The sequence below is a fragment of the Kitasatospora sp. NPDC004240 genome, from assembly GCF_053603215.1.
The window spans coordinates 39,965-57,110 of sequence record NZ_JBSGFD010000019.1 but is presented as its reverse complement, the minus strand read 5'-3'; the positions used below and the strand labels follow the sequence as shown (position 1 = coordinate 57,110).

General features: G+C 71.5%; 12 protein-coding genes. 2 read left to right on the top strand and 10 right to left on the bottom strand.

The features are described from left to right. Nucleotides 1-18: 18 nt before the first annotated feature. The 3 genes from ACWEQL_RS08125 to ACWEQL_RS08115 form a co-directional block, all read right to left on the bottom strand. Nucleotides 19-996, bottom strand: coding sequence for an amino acid ABC transporter permease (locus ACWEQL_RS08125; protein ID WP_452149359.1), 978 nt, complete (start codon nucleotides 994-996; stop codon nucleotides 19-21). 52 nt (nucleotides 997-1,048) lie between these two features. Continuing rightward, the gene (locus ACWEQL_RS08120) at nucleotides 1,049-1,975 is read right to left on the bottom strand and encodes an ABC transporter substrate-binding protein (RefSeq protein WP_452149358.1); all 927 of its coding nucleotides are present in this window, start codon (nucleotides 1,973-1,975) and stop codon (nucleotides 1,049-1,051) included. A gap of 471 nt (nucleotides 1,976-2,446) precedes the next feature. Continuing rightward, complete coding sequence (locus tag ACWEQL_RS08115; protein ID WP_452149357.1) at nucleotides 2,447-3,376, bottom strand: ABC transporter substrate-binding protein; 930 nt, start codon at nucleotides 3,374-3,376, stop codon at nucleotides 2,447-2,449. A gap of 616 nt (nucleotides 3,377-3,992) precedes the next feature. Between ACWEQL_RS08115 and ACWEQL_RS08110 the strand changes: the two genes are divergently transcribed. Further along, nucleotides 3,993-5,189: an NAD(P)-dependent malic enzyme gene (locus ACWEQL_RS08110; RefSeq protein ID WP_452149356.1), complete on the top strand. Its 1,197-nt coding sequence runs from the start codon at nucleotides 3,993-3,995 to the stop codon at nucleotides 5,187-5,189. Between the two features lie 91 nt (nucleotides 5,190-5,280). Further along, nucleotides 5,281-6,243: a zinc-binding dehydrogenase gene (locus tag ACWEQL_RS08105; RefSeq protein WP_452149355.1), complete on the top strand. Its 963-nt coding sequence runs from the start codon at nucleotides 5,281-5,283 to the stop codon at nucleotides 6,241-6,243. Between the two features lie 67 nt (nucleotides 6,244-6,310). Here the strand turns inward: ACWEQL_RS08105 and ACWEQL_RS08100 are convergent, their stop codons facing one another. From ACWEQL_RS08100 to ACWEQL_RS08070, 7 genes are all read right to left on the bottom strand, one after another. Next, nucleotides 6,311-7,354 (bottom strand): PadR family transcriptional regulator, encoded by a 1,044-nt coding sequence (locus ACWEQL_RS08100; protein ID WP_452149354.1) that lies wholly within the window; start codon nucleotides 7,352-7,354, stop codon nucleotides 6,311-6,313. A 1-nt stretch (nucleotide 7,355) separates the two neighbouring features. Then, complete coding sequence (locus ACWEQL_RS08095; RefSeq protein WP_452149353.1) at nucleotides 7,356-8,273, bottom strand: DUF4097 family beta strand repeat-containing protein; 918 nt, start codon at nucleotides 8,271-8,273, stop codon at nucleotides 7,356-7,358. A 252-nt stretch (nucleotides 8,274-8,525) separates the two neighbouring features. Continuing rightward, nucleotides 8,526-8,705 carry a DUF6104 family protein gene (locus tag ACWEQL_RS08090; protein ID WP_073926358.1) on the bottom strand — a complete coding sequence of 60 codons (180 nt, stop codon included), beginning with the start codon at nucleotides 8,703-8,705 and terminating at the stop codon, nucleotides 8,526-8,528. A 54-nt stretch (nucleotides 8,706-8,759) separates the two neighbouring features. Then, nucleotides 8,760-10,799, bottom strand: a complete 2,040-nt coding sequence (locus tag ACWEQL_RS08085; protein WP_452149352.1) for a serine/threonine-protein kinase — start codon at nucleotides 10,797-10,799, stop codon at nucleotides 8,760-8,762. Between the two features lie 282 nt (nucleotides 10,800-11,081). Continuing rightward, nucleotides 11,082-14,843: a multifunctional oxoglutarate decarboxylase/oxoglutarate dehydrogenase thiamine pyrophosphate-binding subunit/dihydrolipoyllysine-residue succinyltransferase subunit gene (locus ACWEQL_RS08080; protein WP_452149351.1), complete on the bottom strand. Its 3,762-nt coding sequence runs from the start codon at nucleotides 14,841-14,843 to the stop codon at nucleotides 11,082-11,084. Nucleotides 14,844-15,063: 220 nt separating this feature from the next. Continuing rightward, nucleotides 15,064-16,293 (bottom strand): sensor histidine kinase, encoded by a 1,230-nt coding sequence (locus tag ACWEQL_RS08075; RefSeq protein ID WP_452149350.1) that lies wholly within the window; start codon nucleotides 16,291-16,293, stop codon nucleotides 15,064-15,066. A 110-nt stretch (nucleotides 16,294-16,403) separates the two neighbouring features. Then, a complete protein-coding gene (locus ACWEQL_RS08070; protein ID WP_452149349.1) occupies nucleotides 16,404-17,141 on the bottom strand; it encodes a response regulator transcription factor in 738 nt (245 codons plus the stop codon). Between the last annotated feature and the right edge of the window lie 5 nt (nucleotides 17,142-17,146).

Genomic DNA, 17,146 nt, shown 5'->3' with positions numbered 1-17,146 from the left:
GCGTCTTGCTCAGCTCGGTCATACGTGACCACCTCCTTCGAGGCCCGGGACGACATCCGCCTTCTTGCTCGGCTTGGCCGGCTTGCCGGCGAACAGCCTGCGCAGTCGCTGGATCGGGGTCGGCGGGAGCGTCCGGTTCGCACCACGAGCGTAGTGCCGCTCGATGTAGTACTGCACGATCGTGAGCAGCGAGGTGAGCAGCAGGTACCAGATGCTGATGACGATCAGCAGCGGGATGTTCTGGAACGTGCGGGAGTAGATGTTCTGGCCCGCGCGGAAGAGCTCCTCCACCGCGATGACGCTGACCAGCGAGGTGGTCTTGAGCATCGAGATGGTCTCGTTGCCGGTCGGCGGGATGATCACCCGCATCGCCTGCGGCAGGATGATCCGCCGCATGGTGTCGAACCGGCTCATGCCGAGGGCGTGCGCGGCCTCCTGCTGGCCCTCGTCCACGGACTGGATGCCGCCTCGGACGATCTCCGCCATGTAGGCGGCCTCGTTGAGGCCGAGGCCCAGGAGGGCGGCGACGAAGGTCGGGATGAGGACGTTGGTCTGCTCGGACCAGAACTCGGGGCCGAACGGGATGCCGATGGAGAGCTTGGGCCACAGCAGGCCCAGGAAGTTCCAGAAGACCAGCTGCACCAGCACCGGGGTGCCGCGGAAGATCCAGATGTAGACCCAGGCGGTTCCGGAGAGCAGCGGGTTCGGCGACAGGCGCATCACCGCGAGGATGACGCCGCCGACCAGGCCCATGACCATGGCCAGGGCGGTCAGCTCCAGCGTGACCAGGAGGCCCTGCAGGATGCGGTCGTCGAACAGGTAGTTGCCGACGACGTCCCACTTGAAAGCGGGGTTGTTGAGAAGGGCGTTGAGCAGCATCGCCGCGAGGACGAGGATGACGGCTGCTCCGGCCCAGCGTCCGGGGTGGCGGACCGGGACGGCCTTGATGTCTTCAGGCCGTCCCGGGCCGGCAGTCCCCTTGTGGGGAGTGTTCACAGTTGAGACCTCAGAAGGGGGTCGCGATGGTACGTGTGGTGGCGGCGGGACTTCAGCTGGTCGCGCCGTTGACCTGCGACTTGTCGATGGCGCCGGCCTCCACGCCCCACTTGTTGAGGATCTGCTTGTAGGTGCCGTCGTCGATCAGCGCCTGGACGGCGCCCTGGACGGCCGGGCTCAGCTGGGTGCCCTTGGCCATCGCGATGCCGTACGGGGCGGCGCCGTAGGTGGAGCCGATCTTCTCCAGCTGGCCGCCGGACTGCTTGATCGCGTAGTCGACGACGGGGGAGTCCGCCAGCATGACCTGGTCGCGGCCCGAGACGACGGCGTTGGTCACGTCGGTCTGCAGGTCGAACTTGTCGCCGCCGTTGGGGATGGTGGGCTTGCCCTCCGCGGTGCACTTGGCGTCGCGGGCCGGGATGTCGTCGGTGGCCTGGGTGGTGCCGGTCTGGACGGCGACCTTCTTGCCGCAGAGGTCGTCGGCGTTGATCTTGTCCGGGTTGCCCTTCTTCACCGCGGCGGCCGAGCCGGCGGTGAAGTAGGTCACCATGTCGACCTCCTGCTCGCGCTCCTTGGTGTCGGTGAAGGAGCTCATGCCGAGCTGGAACTTCTTGGCGCCGATGCCGGGGATGATCGCGGTGAAGGGCGAGTTCTGGACCTCCGCCTTGAGGCCGAGCTTGGCCGCGATGGCGTTGGCCAAGTCGACGTCCATGCCGACGATGGTGCCCTTCTCGTCGGTGAACTCGTTCGGGGCGTACGAGGCGTCCGAGCCGACCACGAGCTTTCCGGAGGACTTGATGTCGGCCGGGACCATCGCGGCGAGCTTCTCGTCGGCCTTGACGGCGTTGACCGACGCGCTCGCGTTCGGCGCGCCGCCCTCGTTCTTCTCGTTGTCGCCGCAGGCGGTGAGGCCGAGCGACAGGGAGGCGACTACCGCGACGGCCGAGAGGAGCCGGGTGCGCTGGGTACGGACGGTCATGAGGGGGATCTCCTCCTGAGGGAGAGGTCGGGCGGAGCGCGCCGCGGGGAGCGGCACACCGGGGCAGCCTGGCCGTACGGCGCTGTACGGGAGGCTGGTGCCGCTGTACGTCGTCGTACGGGAAGAGCCGGTCGTGCATTGGCCTGTGCAGGGAGTCGCGCAGGGTGGTGCAGGGGTACTGCTGGTACTGCTTCCGCCACCCTCCGCCGAGGTGGACGTTGACCGAACCGCCTCGACCAGTGGTCGGCTCGATCCGAGATGGGGGGAATCCTGCCATCTGATGACGGTCAGGTGGCCCTCATTCAGATCAAAATCGGATAACGAGGACGCCCGCCGTCCGCTATCCGGACGAATGCGGTGTCCCTGTCACCCTGCGTATAAGTATGCAGATCCAGCGTCGCCACGCCCGGAGGCCCGCCCGATCGGGCGGGCCTCCCGCGCGGATGGCCCAGATGCCCCTCAGGTCCGGTGTCAGAGGCCCCCGTTGACCACCGCGTTCTGCGCCGCGCCGGCGCTGACGTTCCACTTGGCGAGGATCTTGTCGTACTCGCCGCTGCGGATCAGCTGGTCCACCGCCTTGACCAGCACGTCCCGCAGCTGGGTGTCCTCCTTGCGCACCGCGATCCCGTACGGGGTCGAGGTCGACTGCAGGCCGGTGACCTCGAAGCGGTTGCCGCCGTCGGTGGTCTTGGCGGCGTGGGCCGCCACCGGGAAGTCGTTGAACCCGGCCACCGCGGCGCCGGAGGCGACCTCGGCCAGCGCCTTGGCGTCGCTGTCGAACTTGTGCACCTTGATCGGCTTGCCGGTCCGCTGGCAGGCGCCCACCTGGCGGGTGATGATCTCGTCCTGCGTGGTGCCCTGCTGGAGCGCGACGGTCTGGCCGCACAGGTCGTTCAGGGTCTTGATGCCCTTGGGGTTGCCCTTCGGGACGATGATCGAGGTGCCCGCGATGAAGTAGTCCACGAAGTCGACACCCGGGTTGACCTTGGCGCCCGACTCGTCGGTGCCCTCGCGCCGCGGGCGGGTGTCGCTCAGCGCGGACATGGCCACGTCGTACTGCTTGCCGTGCAGGTTCGGTATGACCTTGTCGAACGGGGTGTCGGCGATCTCGATCCGCAGGTCGAGGATCTTGCCGAGCGCGTTGGCGATGTCCGGGTCCAGGCCCTCGGGCTTGCCGTCGGCGCCGCGGTACTCCACCGGCGCGTAGTTCAGGTCCGAACCGATCTTCAGGACGCCGGCCGACCGCTGGGCCTGGGGAACCTTGGCCCGGATCTCCTGGACGGGGTCCTTCGTCGCCCCGCTCTCCGCGCCGGAGGCGCATCCGGTCATCAGCAGGGCGCCGGCGGTGGTCAGCGCGGCGCCGAGAACGGCCGGGCGGCGGGCGTGCGGGAGGTGGTGCATGGTGCTGCTCCTGTGGGAGGGCCGGGGCTTTGTCGCCAGGGCGCCGCGGTGGTGTACGCGAAGTGGCGGAAATGGGATCCTCCCATCCCGCCCCGAGGGGCCGGTCGGCGGGTGTGTCAGAATCTGGTATCGGGTGACCCCCGACGCACGAACGAAGACCGCCGGTTCCCGACAGGACCGGGGTGCGCAGGAACGGAAGCCGACGACGCCGACTCCGTATCCGGGGCACCACTCCCTCCGTGTCCGCGTTCACTCCTGCGGGTGCGTGTGCTCATTGGCCGCCACCGACGCCGGAGGCCAGGTTGCTTCGGACACCGGACGCCGTCAAGTGGCGGACCGTTGGATGAAGAGCGCGCGACGAGGACGAAAAGGCAGAGGTGCGAGGCCTTCGTCCGACCTACGCTCGGGTCCGGAAGCACAGCCCAGGCATAATCCAAAAACCCTCACCCCGAGGGCGCCGCCCGACGGCTGCGCCCCGACCCCGCCCTCCCGGGTCCGCTTCGGCGTACCCGGTTTCCGGTTTCGGTACCGGTTTCCCGGTTTCCCCTTCCGGCGGGATCGTCCGCTCCCGTCGGTCCCGCGCGTCCTCGCTGAAACCAATGACGAAGAGGTCATCGTGGCAGCGGAGATCATGCACAGCACCACCCAGGACACCGACGATCCGGTCGACGCCGTTTTCGCGCTCCACCGCGGCGGCAAGATGGAGGTCCGGGCGACCGTCCCGGTGCGCGACGCGGACGACCTGTCCCTCGCGTACACCCCCGGCGTCGCCCGCGTCTGCACCGCCATCGCCGAGCAGCCCGAGCTGGTGAACGACTACACCTGGAAGTCCAACACCGTGGCCGTCGTCACCGACGGCACCGCCGTGCTGGGCCTGGGCGACATCGGCCCGGAGGCCTCGCTGCCCGTGATGGAGGGCAAGGCCATCCTGTTCAAGCAGTTCGGCGGCGTGGACGCGGTCCCGATCGCGCTGGCCTGCACCGAGGTCGACGAGATCGTCGAGACCGTGGTGCGCCTGGCGCCCTCCTTCGGCGGCGTCAACCTGGAGGACATCTCCGCCCCCCGCTGCTTCGAGATCGAGCGCCGCCTCCAGGACGCCCTGGACATCCCGATCTTCCACGACGACCAGCACGGCACCGCGATCGTCACCACCGCCGCGCTCTGGAACGCGGCCAAGGTGACCGGCCGCGAGATCGGCTCGCTGCGGGCCGTCATCTCCGGCGCCGGCGCGGCGGGCATCGCCATCGCCAAGATGCTGGTCGCGGCCGGCATCGGCGACGTGGCGGTCTGCGACCGCCGCGGCGTCGTGTACGAGGGCCGCGGCGACCTCACCGACGTCAAGGCCGAGATCGCCGCGCAGACCAACCGCACCGGCGTCAAGGGCAGCCTGGCCGAGGCGCTGGCCGGCGCCGACGTCTTCATCGGCGTCTCCGGCGGCACCGTCCCGGAGGAGGCCGTCGCCACGATGGCCGAGGGCGCGTTCATCTTCGCGATGGCCAACCCCACCCCGGAGATCCACCCCGAGGTCGCGCACCGCTACGCGGCGGTCGTCGCCACCGGGCGCAGCGACTTCCCGAACCAGATCAACAACGTGCTGGCCTTCCCCGGCATCTTCGCCGGCGCCCTGCAGGTCCGGGCCACCCGGATCACCGAGGGCATGAAGCTGGCCGCCGCCAAGGCGCTGGCCGGCGTGGTCGCCGACGAGCTCACCCCGCAGAAGGTGATCCCCTCGCCGTTCGACGAGCGGGTCGCCCCCGCGGTCACCAAGGCGGTCGCCGAGGCCGCCCGCGCCGAGGGCGTCGCGCGCCGCTGACGGCACGTCAACGATCGGGCCCGGAACACGCGGTGGACATCACACCCTCGCGTGGTTCCGGGCCCCGGCCGTCCCGGCTATCGTCCGGATCATGTTTGCCGCCTATGCCGCCCGTATCGACGCCGACGACCCGCTGAACGGACTGGAGCTCGGTGAGCTCCCCGAGCCGGAGGCCCGCCCCGGCTGGAGCGTGGTCACGGTCAAGGCCGCCAGCCTCAACCACCACGACCTCTGGTCCCTGCGCGGGGTCGGCCTGCCCGCCGAGAAGCTGCCGATGATCCTCGGGTGCGACGCCGCCGGCGTCGACGAGGACGGCAACGAGGTCGTCATCCACTCCGTGATCGGCCAGAGCGGCCACGGGGTCGGCCCGAACGAGCCCCGCTCCATCCTGACCGAGCGCTACCAGGGCACCTTCGCGCAGAAGGTGGTCGTCCCCACCTGGAACCTGCTCCCCAAGCCCGCCGAGCTCAGCTTCGAGCAGGCCGCCTGCCTGCCCACCGCCTGGCTGACCGCCTACCGGATGCTGTTCACCAACGCCGGGGTCAAGCCCGGTGACACGGTGCTCGTCCAGGGCGCCGGCGGCGGCGTCGCGACCGCCCTGGTCGTCCTCGGCAAGGCGGCCGGCCTGCGGGTCTGGGTCACCGGCCGGGACGAGGCCAAGCGCGCCCGGGCCGTGGAGCTGGGCGCCGACGCCGCCTTCGAGAGCGGCGCCCGGCTGCCCGAGCGGGTGGACGCGGTGATGGAGACCGTCGGTGCCGCCACCTGGGGGCACTCGGTGAAGTCGCTGCGCCCCGGCGGCACCATCGTGATCTCCGGCGCGACCTCCGGCCCCAACCCCAAGGCGGCCGAGCTGAACCGGATCTTCTTCCTGGAGCTCAAGGTGGTCGGCTCGACCATGGGCAGCAAGGAGGAGCTGGCCGGTCTGCTCTCGCTGTGCGCCACCGCCGGCGTCCGCCCGGTGATCGACTCGGTGCTGCCGCTGACCGAGGCCCGGGACGCCTTCGCCCGGATGGCCAAGGGTGACGTCTTCGGCAAGATCGTCCTGACCCCCTGACGGGCCCGACGCGAAGGGGCCCGGCACCTCCCCCGAGGAGTGCCGGGCCCCGCTCCGTGCGGCGGTCTCAACCGAGCAGTCGCCCCAGCCGCTCGCCGGCCGTGCCGAGCACCGTACGGGCCTCGGCGAGCCGCTCGGGTGTCACCCGGCCGTCCCGGGCGGCGTCCCGGACCCGGTCGCGGAAGCGGTCGAGCAGCCGCTCCAGCTCGCGGGCCGGATCCCCGGCCGGGTCGGTGGCCGTCCAGGCCGGCGGCTCGGGCGACGGGCCCGCGGCCTCCTCCCCGCCTGTCCCGTCCTTGTCCAGGTCGATCCGGGTGACGGTGATCCGCTCGGCGTCCTCCGACCCGGCCGGGTGGCCCCAGCGGGCCGCGTCCGCCAGCCCGGCCAGCCCCTTGGTCAGCTCGGACAGGCCCTCGGCCAGCCCGGTCGACCAGTCGCCCTTGGCGGCGTGCTCGCGCACCTGCTGCTCGACCCGGCGCTTGAGCCGCAGGGCCTCCTGCTGCGCCGCCGTACGCGCCGCGCGGGACTGCTCGCGCAGCCGGCGGGCCTCCTCCTCGGCGGCCTTCGCCTTGGCCTTGGCGGCCTTCTCCTGCTCCTTGGCCCGCTTGGCCTGCTCCTTGGCGTGCCGCTTGAACTCGGTGAACTCCTCCTTGGCCCGCTGCCAGGCCTCCGCGTCGCCCCACGGCCCGGCCCACGGGTCCCCGCCCTCGGCGCGCTCCGCGCGCGGCGCCGTCCGCGCGGCCCCCCGCAGCTCCTCGCGCAGGTCCTTGGCGCTGTCCCGGACGTCCTCGCGGATCGCCCCGGCGAGCTGCGTCACCGAGTCCCGGATCTCGCCCTCCAGCTCGTCCAGCTCGCCCCGGCGGGCCTCCAGCTCGGTCCGGCCGGCGTCGGTGAGCCGGTAGACCTTGCGGCCGCCCTCGGTGCTGTGGCTGACCAGTCCCTCCTGCTCCAGCTTGGCGAGCCGCGGGTAGACGGTGCCCGCCGAGGGCGCGTACAGGCCCTGGAAGCGCTCTTCCAGCAGGCGGATCACCTCGTAGCCGTGGCGGGGCGACTCGTCGAGCAGCTTCAGCAGGTAGAGCCTGAGGCGGCCGTGGCCGAAGACGGGCGACATCTCATGCCTCCTTGGTGAGGTCGGGGCCCTGGGCGGCGTCCGGGGTGGCCGGGAGCTCCTTGGCGGGCGCCGTCGCGTCGTCCTCGCCCTCGGGGCGGTGCAGCACGGTGACCGCGCCGGAGACGGTGGTCACCGCGAGGGTGCCCTTGCCGTCGCCGAGCTGGCCGGAGAGCTTCTTGGCGCCCCAGGTGCCGCCGACCTTGAGCTGCTCGAAGGTGCTGGAGACGTCGCCGCTGTTGGTGCCGGCCTCGACCACGGTGTCGGCCAGCGAGGGCAGCCGGACGATGACCGGGCCGCTGACCGTGGTGACCTTGATCTCGGACGGGGTCCGCACGTCGAGGTCCATGGTGACCGCGCCGGTGACGCTGTGCGCCTGCACCTTGTCGGCGGTGCCGGCGACCACGGTGAGCTGGCCGGAGACCGTGTTCACCTTCAGCTGGCCGGCCACCGACTGGGCGTCCACGTCGCCGGTGACGGTGTTGGTGTCGGTGCGGCCGCTCAGCCCGACCAGGGTGGCGTCGCCGCTGGCGCTCTGCACCGAGACGTGGCCGGTGCTGCCGGAGACCGTGGTGTCCGCCGACACGGTGCCGACCCTGACCTCGGCCGCAGCCGGGACGGTCAGCGTGACGAACGCCTTGCGCTTGCGCTTGAACGAGGAGAAGAAGCCCTTCACCGAGTCGACCGACTTCAGCACGTCGCCGAACTCGCCCCAGCCGCTGAGGTCCTTGTAGGTGACCGTGAGGACGCCGTCGACGAGCGTGACGTGCAGCGGCTCGCCGCTGAGCTCGGTCACCTCCAGACGGGCCGGCCCTTCGGCGGCCACCACGTTGACGCCGCCGTCGATGATCCGTACGTGCAGGGCCCGGACCGTCTCCTCGACCGTGATCCTCTCGGGCCCCTCGACCGTCCACTGGCTCATGCCAACCGCCTCCCGTTCGGTGGATCGCGATGTATCGCGTCTTCTTTAAAAAACGATATATCGCGTGAGTGCGGTCGCCAAGGGGGCCTCACCCCGAGGTGCCCCGGAGCCGTCCCGGAGGCGGCCCCGAGGCACCCCCGAGCCGGCGCTCCTACGCAGGGCGGACACGGGGGAGGGCACGGGGCGGACACGAAGGGGCCCGGAAGGCGGTCGCCTTCCGGGCCCCGGGGCCGACGTCGCGGGCTCAGCGCCTCACTCGTCGTCCTCGTCGTCGAGCCGGGCCAGCCAGGTGGCCAGCCGCTCGACCGGGATCTCGAAGTCCGGGTTGAGGTCGACGAACTCGCGCAGGCGCTCGGCCAGCCACTCGAAGGTGACCTCCTCGTCGCCGCGCCGGCTCGCCAGCTCCTCGATGCCGCGGTCGGTGAAGTACACGGTCTCGCTCCGGTCCGATGGGGTGATGAACGTGGTCAGGATAGACCGGGCGGGTCAGCCGTCGTTGCGGTAGAAGGTCAGCGACAGCCCCACCGCGCCCGTGCTGGAGTTGCCCTGCTCCAGCACCTTGCCGATCACGATGTTGAGGTTGGCCCGGTTGCGCAGGCAGAAGACCTTGCCCTGCGGCAGCTCGTCGTAGCGCAGGTCGGCCGCCGGCGCCTGGTCGATGGCCGAGGAGCACTGCTCCGGGGTCAGCGTGGCCTCGTGGGAGATGTAGGCGTCCGAGCCGCTGGTCCAGTCGAAGCTGTTGTAGCTCGGCTCCAGCTTCCACGAGACGCTCACCGAGTCGCTGACCACGTTGCCGGTGTTCAGGTCGAAGCTGTAGCTGGTGCTGGGCGCGCGCAGGGCCTTGTCGGTGTAGACCACGGTGTACTTCGGCGTCCGCAGCGTGCTGCCGGGGCTCGGGGTGGCGCTCTTGGAGCTCTTCGGGGAGGTCGCGGCGGCCGAGGGGCTCGACCCGCCGTCCGCCGAGGAGGAACTCTGGCTCGGCGTCGGGGCCGGCTGCGCGCTCTGGCTCGCCTGGCCGGTGGTCTGCGGCGAGGACGCGGCGGCCGGCTTGTCGTCCTTCTTGTCCCCGTCGCCCAGCTGCTTCATCAGCACCACGCCGCCGACCGTGCCGCCGAGTGCCATCACCAGGGCGACGCTGAGCAGCACCTTCCAGGAGACGCCCCGGCGCTTGGGCTCCGGCTCCGCCGCGGTGTCGGTGACCACCGGGCCGGGCGGCGGGGTGTCGTACGTCGGCAGCGGCCCGGTCTGCTGGTACGCCGGCTGCGGCGCCGGGGTGTCGTAGGTCGGCTGCGGGTACGCGGGCTGCGGCGCGGGGGTGTCGTAGGTCGGCTGCTGGTACTGCACGGTCGGCGGGGTGCCCAGCACCGGGCCGGTCGGCGCCTCGGTGGCGGGCTGCGGCGCGCCGTACGCGCCCAGCGGCGGCGGGGTGAAGCCGGGCGGCGGGGTGGCCGGGACGGGCGCGGCGACCTGCAGGGTGGGCATCGGGCCGGACTGCGCCGGGGCCACCGAGGGCGCGGCCGGGGCCGGCGGGGCGGTGGGGGCGGGGGTCGGCGGCAGGGTGGGTGCGGCCGGCAGCGGGGTCGGCGGGGTCTTCGGGAGGTCCGAGCGGCGGGTGATCTCGGTGTTGACCTGCTTGGGCAGCCAGTCGTCGGCGAACCGCAGCTGGCCGCCGACCGACGGGTGGTTGCGGGCGATCTCGATGATCTCGGCCGGCTTGGGCCGGTCCTCGGCGGACTTCGCCAGGCAGCGCAGGATCAGCTCGCGCAGGTCGGCCGGGACCCGCTCCAGCTCGGGCTGCTCGTGCACCACGCGGTAGAGCACCGCGGTGTCCGGGCCGTCGCCGAACGGCGGGGCACCGCCCGCCACGTACGCGGCCAGCGCGCCCAGCGCGAAGACGTCGGTGGCCGGGGAGACCGGCTTGCCCTGGGCCTGCTCGGGCGACATGAAGGCCGGCGAGCCGATCCGGTAGCCGGTGCCGGTGAGCGCGGTGGCGTCGGCGGCCCGGGCGATGCCGAAGTCGATCACGCGCGGGCCGTCGCCCGCCACCAGCACGTTGGCCGGCTTGAGGTCGCGGTGCACCACCTCGACGCTGTGGATCGCCTGGAGCGCCTCGGCGATGCCGCCCATCAGCAGCAGCACGGTGCGGACCGGCAGCGCGCCGTTCTCGCGCACCACCTGCTGCAGGGACGGGCCGGGCACGTAGGCGGTGACCAGCCAGGGGGCGTCCGAGTCCAGGCCGCCGGAGTCGATCACCTGGGCGGTGTAGAGCCCGTGGATGCGCTGGGCGTTGGTGACCTCCTGGGCGAACCGCCGGCGGAACTCGCCGTCCTCGGCGAACTCGGGGCGGACCACCTTGAGGGCGACCGGGCGCCCGCCCGGCGTGTACGAGAGGTAGACCCGGCCCATGCCGCCGGCGCCGAGCCGGGCGAACAGGCGGTAGCCGCCGACCTCCTTCGGGTCCTCGGGCTGGAGCGGCTGGAAGACCGGCGGGAGCGGGGTGGCGTCGCGTGGCGTGTCGGCGGTCATGTGGTGATCCCCCTGGGAGTGCGGTGAGGTCGTCCGCCGGCCACGGGGGCGGTGACGGGCTCCCGGGCGGCTGTCTCTGGTACGGCAACTGGCGAGGAATAACCTATCGAGCCGTCAGAGGTGCTCGCAGCGCGCCCGCCGATTGGTTGCAGAGCTGCGACCTTGACCGGGTCCCGACGGGGGCGCCGCGGACGCGCAAACGCCCGGCCCCCGCGTACGGAACGCGGGGGCCGGGCGTCGGACGACGGCGGTTCACCGGACGGGCCGGTTCACCCGACCGGGTCAGATCGAGAACATCTCGTCCAGCAGCGCCTTCTGCTCGGCGGCGTGACGCTTGGCCGAGCCGACCGCGGGGGCCGAGGAGGCCGTGCGGGCGACGCGGCGCAGGCGCGCGCCGTTGGCGTTGCGGCCGATGACGACCTGCAGGTGGTCGACCAGGTTCATCGCGATGAACGGCCAGGCACCCTGGTTGGCCGGCTCCTCCTGCGCCCAGACGAACTGGACGTCGTCGCCGTAGCGGGCCAGCTCCTCCTGGAGCTCGGCCACCGGCAGCGGGTAGAGCCGCTCGACCCGGACGATCGCGGTGTCGGTGACCCCGCGCTCGGTACGGGCCGCCTCGACGTCGTAGTAGAACTTGCCCGCGGTGATGATCACCTTGCGGACCTGCGCCGGGTCGACGGTGCTGTCGCCGATGACCGGGCGGAACGAGCCGGACAGGAACTCCTCGGTCGCGCTCGCCGCGGCCTTCAGACGCAGCATCGACTTCGGGGTGAAGACGACCAGCGGCTTGTGGTGCGGGTTGTGCGCCTGCCACCGCAGCAGGTGGAAGTAGTTCGACGGCAGGGTCGGCATGGCGACCGTCATGTTGTTCTGCGCGCACAGCTGGAGGAAGCGCTCCGGGCGGGCGGACGAGTGGTCCGGGCCCTGGCCCTCGTAGCCGTGCGGCAGCAGCAGGGTGACGCCGGAGTGCTGGCCCCACTTCTGCTCGGCGGAGGCGATGTACTCGTCCACCATGGTCTGCGCGCCGTTGACGAAGTCGCCGAACTGCGCCTCCCACATGACCAGCGCGTTCGGGCGGGTCAGCGAGTAGCCGTACTCGAAGCCCATCGCCGCGTACTCGGACAGCAGGCTGTCGTACACGGTGTAGCGGGCCTGGTCCTCGGTCAGGTACAGCAGCGGGGTGTAGTCCTCGCCGCTGTTGCGGTCGATCAGGACCGCGTGACGCTGGCCGAAGGTGCCGCGGCGGCTGTCCTGGCCGGCCAGGCGGACCGGGTGGCCCTCCATCAGCAGCGAGCCGATGGCGAGGGTCTCGCCCATCGCCCAGTCGATGGTGTTGTCCTCGACCGAGGCGGCGCGGCGCTGCAGCTGCGGCAGCAGACGCGGGTGGACGGTCAGCCAGTCCGGCAGGTTGACCTGCGAGGCGGCGATCCGCTTCACCATCTCCTGGGAGATGCCGGTCTGGATGGAGACCGGGAAGTCGGCGACCGGCTTGCCGTTGGTCGCGTCGGCGGGCGCCTGGGCGGCGTCGCGGACCTCGGCGAAGACCTTCTCCAGCTGGCCCTGGAAGTCCTGGAGCGCCTGCTCCGCCTCTTCCATGGTGATGTCGCCGCGACCGATCAGGCCCTCGGTGTACAGCTTGCGCACCGAGCGCTTCTTGTCGATCAGGTCGTACATCAGCGGCTGGGTGAACGACGGGTTGTCGGCCTCGTTGTGACCGCGGCGGCGGTAGCAGATGAGGTCGATCACGACGTCCTTGTGGAACGCCTCGCGGAACTCGAAGGCGAGCCGCGCGACGCGGACCACGGCCTCCGGGTCGTCGCCGTTCACGTGGAAGATCGGGGCCTCGATCATGCGGGCCACGTCGGTGCAGTACATCGAGGAGCGGCTGGAGGCCGGGGCGGCGGTGAAGCCGACCTGGTTGTTCACCACGACGTGCACGGTGCCGCCGGTGCGGTAGCCGCGCAGCTGCGACATGTTCAGGGTCTCCGCGACGACGCCCTGGCCGGCGAAGGCCGCGTCACCGTGGATCTGGATCGGCAGCACCGGGAAGGTCGTGCCGCCCTGGTCCAGGATGTCCTGCTTGGCGCGGGCGATGCCCTCGACGACCGGGTCCACGGCCTCCAGGTGGGAGGGGTTGGCGGCCAGCGAGACCTTGATCTCCTCGCCGTCCAGGCCGGTGAACATGCCCTCGGCGCCCAGGTGGTACTTCACGTCGCCGGAGCCGTGCATCGACTTCGGGTCGAGGTTGCCCTCGAACTCGCCGAAGATCTTGCCGTACGGCTTGCCGACGATGTTGGCGAGCACGTTGAGGCGGCCGCGGTGGGCCATGCCGATGACGGCCTCGTCCAGGCGGTGCTCGGCGGCGGCGTCGATGGTCGCGTCCAGCAGCGGGATGAGCGACTCGCCGCCCTCCAGCGAGAAGCGCTTCTGCCCGACGTACTTGGTCTGCAGGAAGGTCTCGAAGGCCTCGGCCGAGTTCAGCCGGCGCAGGATGCGCAGCTGCTCCTCGCGCTCCGGCTTGGTGTACGGCTTCTCCAGACGCTCCTGCAGCCACTTGCGCTGCTTGGGGTCCTGGATGTGCATGTACTCGATGCCGACGGTGCGGCAGTAGGTGTTGCGCAGCAGGCCGAGGATGTCGCGGAGCTTCATCATCTTCTGGCCGCCGAAGCCGCCGACCGCGAACTCGCGCTCCAGGTCCCACAGGGTGAGGCCGTGCGTGGTCACGTCCAGGTCGGGGTGCTTGCGCTGCTTGTACTCCAGCGGGTCGGTGTCGGCCATGAGGTGGCCGCGGACCCGGTAGGAGTGGATCAGCTCCATGACGCGGGCGGTCTTGTTGACCTCGTCGTCGTGGGTGGTGGCGACGTCGGTGGCCCAGCGGACCGGCTCGTACGGGATCCGCAGCGACTCGAAGATCTCGTCGTAGAAACCCTTCTCGCCGAGCAGCAGGCGGTGGATCTCGCGCAGGAACTCGCCGGACGCCGCACCCTGGATGACGCGGTGGTCGTAGGTCGAGGTCAGCGTCATGATCTTGGAGACGCCGAGGCGGGACAGGGTCTCCGGGGCGGAGCCCTGGAACTCGGCCGGGTACTCCATGGCGCCGACGCCGACGATGGTGCCCTGGTTCTGCATCAGGCGCGGCACGGAGTGCACGGTGCCGATGCCGCCGGGGTTGGTCAGCGAGACCGTGACGCCGGTGAAGTCGTCCATGGTCAGCTTGTTGGCGCGGGCCCGGCGGACGATGTCCTCGTAGGCCTGCCAGAAGCCGAAGAAGTCGAGCGTCTCGGCCTTCTTGATGGCCGCGACGACGAGCTGGCGGTCGCCGTTGGGCTTCACCAGGTCGATGGCCAGGCCGAGGTTCACGTGCTCGGGCTTGACCAGGAAGGACTTGCCGTCCTCCACCCGGTAGCTGTGGTTCATGCCCGGGGCGGCCTTGATGGCCTGGACCAGGGCGTAACCGATCAGGTGGGTGAAGGAGACCTTGCCGCCGCGGGCGCGCTGCAGGTGGTTGTTGATGACAATGCGGTTGTCGATCAGCAGCTTGGCGGGCACCGCGCGCACCGAGGTGGCGGTCGGGACCTCCAGCGAGGCGTCCATGTTGGTGGCGACGGCCTTGGCCGGGCCGCGCAGCTGGACGAGCTCGGGGCCGGTGTCCTCGGTCGCGGCCGGCTTCGCCGGGGCGGCGGCCTTGGGCGCCGGGGGCGCGGCCGGGGCTGCGGCGAGCGGCGCGGGCGCCGGCACTGCCACGACCGTCGCTGGCGGGGCCGGAGCGGCCGGTGCAGCGGGGGCGGGCGCCGCCGCAGCGGCAGCGACGGGCGCGGGGGCAGCGGCAGGGGTCGGCGTGGGGCCGGCCTGGGTCGCGGCCTGGGTCACTGGGGTCACCTCGGTACCGGGCTTGTAGTCGGCGAAAAAGTCCCACCAGGCTCGGTCGACCGAGTTCGGGTCCTGGAGGTACTGCTGGTAGATCTCGTCGACGAGCCACTCATTGGGGCCGAAGCCAGTGGAGCTTGCCGAGCTGTTGGGGGTTTCAGGGGACTGTGGCGACACGGCGGCAACCGCCCTCTTCCGCTTCCTTTTGGGATGTTTGGACAGCGGGGATTAAGGCTACGCCTCCCAGCAGTGATCGCGCAGTCCCCGGGGGTCAGGCGTGCCCCGGATCACAGTCGTGACCTGCGGTTTGGCCGAAATTGTGCGTTAGAAAGCCGTACCGGAGGGGAACTGGCCAGGTCTGATCGCCACCCATATCGGCGCAAAAACGGACAAATGGCTAGGCGGAAGTCTGTGTCGCTTCTGTGACATGACCGTGCGCCTGCTGACGCGTCCCCGCCGGTCCGGGCAGCCGGACCTCGATCCGGCAGCCGCGCCGCGCCTCGGCGACCTCGATCCGTCCGCCGTGCAGGTCGACCGCCCAGCGGGCGATGGCGAGGCCGAGGCCCGTACCGCCGTCGCTGCCGGGGCCCTGGGCGGTCGCGGTGCCGCTGCGGCTGAACCGCTCGAAGACGCGGGTGCGGTCGGCGGGCGGGATGCCCGGCCCCTCGTCCTCGACCTCCAGCAGCAGGCCGCCGCCCTCGCCGGCGGGCCTCGCCCGGACGGTCACGGTGCCGCCGGGCGGGGAGTGCTTGCAGGCGTTGTCGACCAGGTTGGCGACCACCTGGTGGAGCCGTTCCGGGTCCGCGACACCGGTCAGGCCGGACGGGCTGACCTCCAGCGCCAGCCGGACGTCCCCACGCCGGGAGAACGCCCCGCCGGCGGTGGCGCCGTCCACGGTGACCCCGCGCAGCACGCCGTCCAGGAACGGGCGGACCTCGAAGGTGCGGGCGTCCAGCGGGACCACCCCGTTGTCGATCTTGGAGAGGTCGAGCAGGTGGGTGACCAGCCGGCCCAGCCGCTCGGTCTGCTCCAGCGCGGCCCCCAGCGTCGTCGGGTTCGGCTGGACCACGCCGTCGACCACGTTCTCCAGGACGGCGCGCAGCGCGGCGATGGGCGTGCGCAGCTCGTGCGAGACGTTGGCGATCAGCTCGCGCCGGTGCCGGTCGGCGGCCTCCAGGTCGGAGGCCATCTGGTTGAAGGTGGCGGCCAGCTCGCCGATCTCGTCGCGCGAGTTCACCTCGACCCGCCGGCTGTAGTCGCCGGAGGCCATCGCGCGGGCGGCCGCGGTCATGTCGCGCAGGGGCGCGGTCAGCCCGTGCGCCAGGAACTGCATGAAGAGCAGTGAGGCGATCATCGAGAAGATCATGATGATCCGGATCTGCGTCTCCGAGCGGATCGCCACCACCACCATGCCGGTGGCCACGAAGACCGAGACGATCACCAGCAGGGCGAGTTTGCCCTTGATGGAGCGGACCGGGTCGAGCGGACGGATGTCGGCCCAGACCCGGCGCACGGCGCGGCCGACCAGGGTGGGCGGGCGCGTGGCGTCGGTGTCCCCGTGGTGCTGCCGCGCGTCGCGGCGCTGCGGGCCGCGCTGCTGCGGGCCGCGTTGCTGTGGAAAGGTCATGAGTTCCCTGCGATCCCCCGCTGGTGGTTCCCCCCGCCCGTGGTCGCCCCGATGGCGTGGTGGCGGCGGCGCGGGACATGGGCCCCCGGTGGCCCAGGCCCGTGGCACCGCTACGAGAGCGGGGCCTCCAGCGCGTAGCCGACCCCGTGCACGGTGCGGATCCAGCTGGCGCCGATCTTCCGGCGCAGCGCCTTGACGTGGCTGTCCACGGTGCGCGTGCCGGAGGCGTCGGTCCAGTCCCACACCTCGGCCAGCAGCTGCTCGCGGGTGAGGACCGCGCGCGGCTGGGCGGCCAGGCAGGCCAGCAGGTCGAACTCGGTCGGCGTCAGGTGGACGTCGCCCGAGGCGAGCCGCACCCGGCGCTGGACGTGGTCGATCTCCAGCTCGCCGAAGCGCAGCGAGCCGAGCGTGGGCGTCCGGGCGGCCTGCTGGGCGCGCTCGACGCGGCGCAGCAGCACGTTGACCCGGGCCGCGAGCTCGCGCATCGAGAACGGCTTCGTCATGTAGTCGTCGGCGCCGACGCCGAGGCCGACCAGCAGGTCCGTCTCGTCGTCGCGCGCGGTCAGCATGAGCACCGGCACCGGGCGCTGGGCCTGGATGCGACGGCAGACCTCCAGGCCGTCGAAGCCGGGCAGCATGATGTCGAGGACGACCAGGTCCGGCTGCCAGGTGTGGAAGCCGTCGACGGCGCCGGGGCCGTCGTGGGCCACGGCGACCTTGAAGCCCTCCGCGCCCAGCCGGGCCGCGATGGACTCGGCGATCGTCGGCTCGTCCTCCACCACCAGCACTCTGCGCTGGCTGCTCACCGTGCCGCCGGTGTTGTGGTTGTCCTGCTGAATTTCTGTCACGGTCA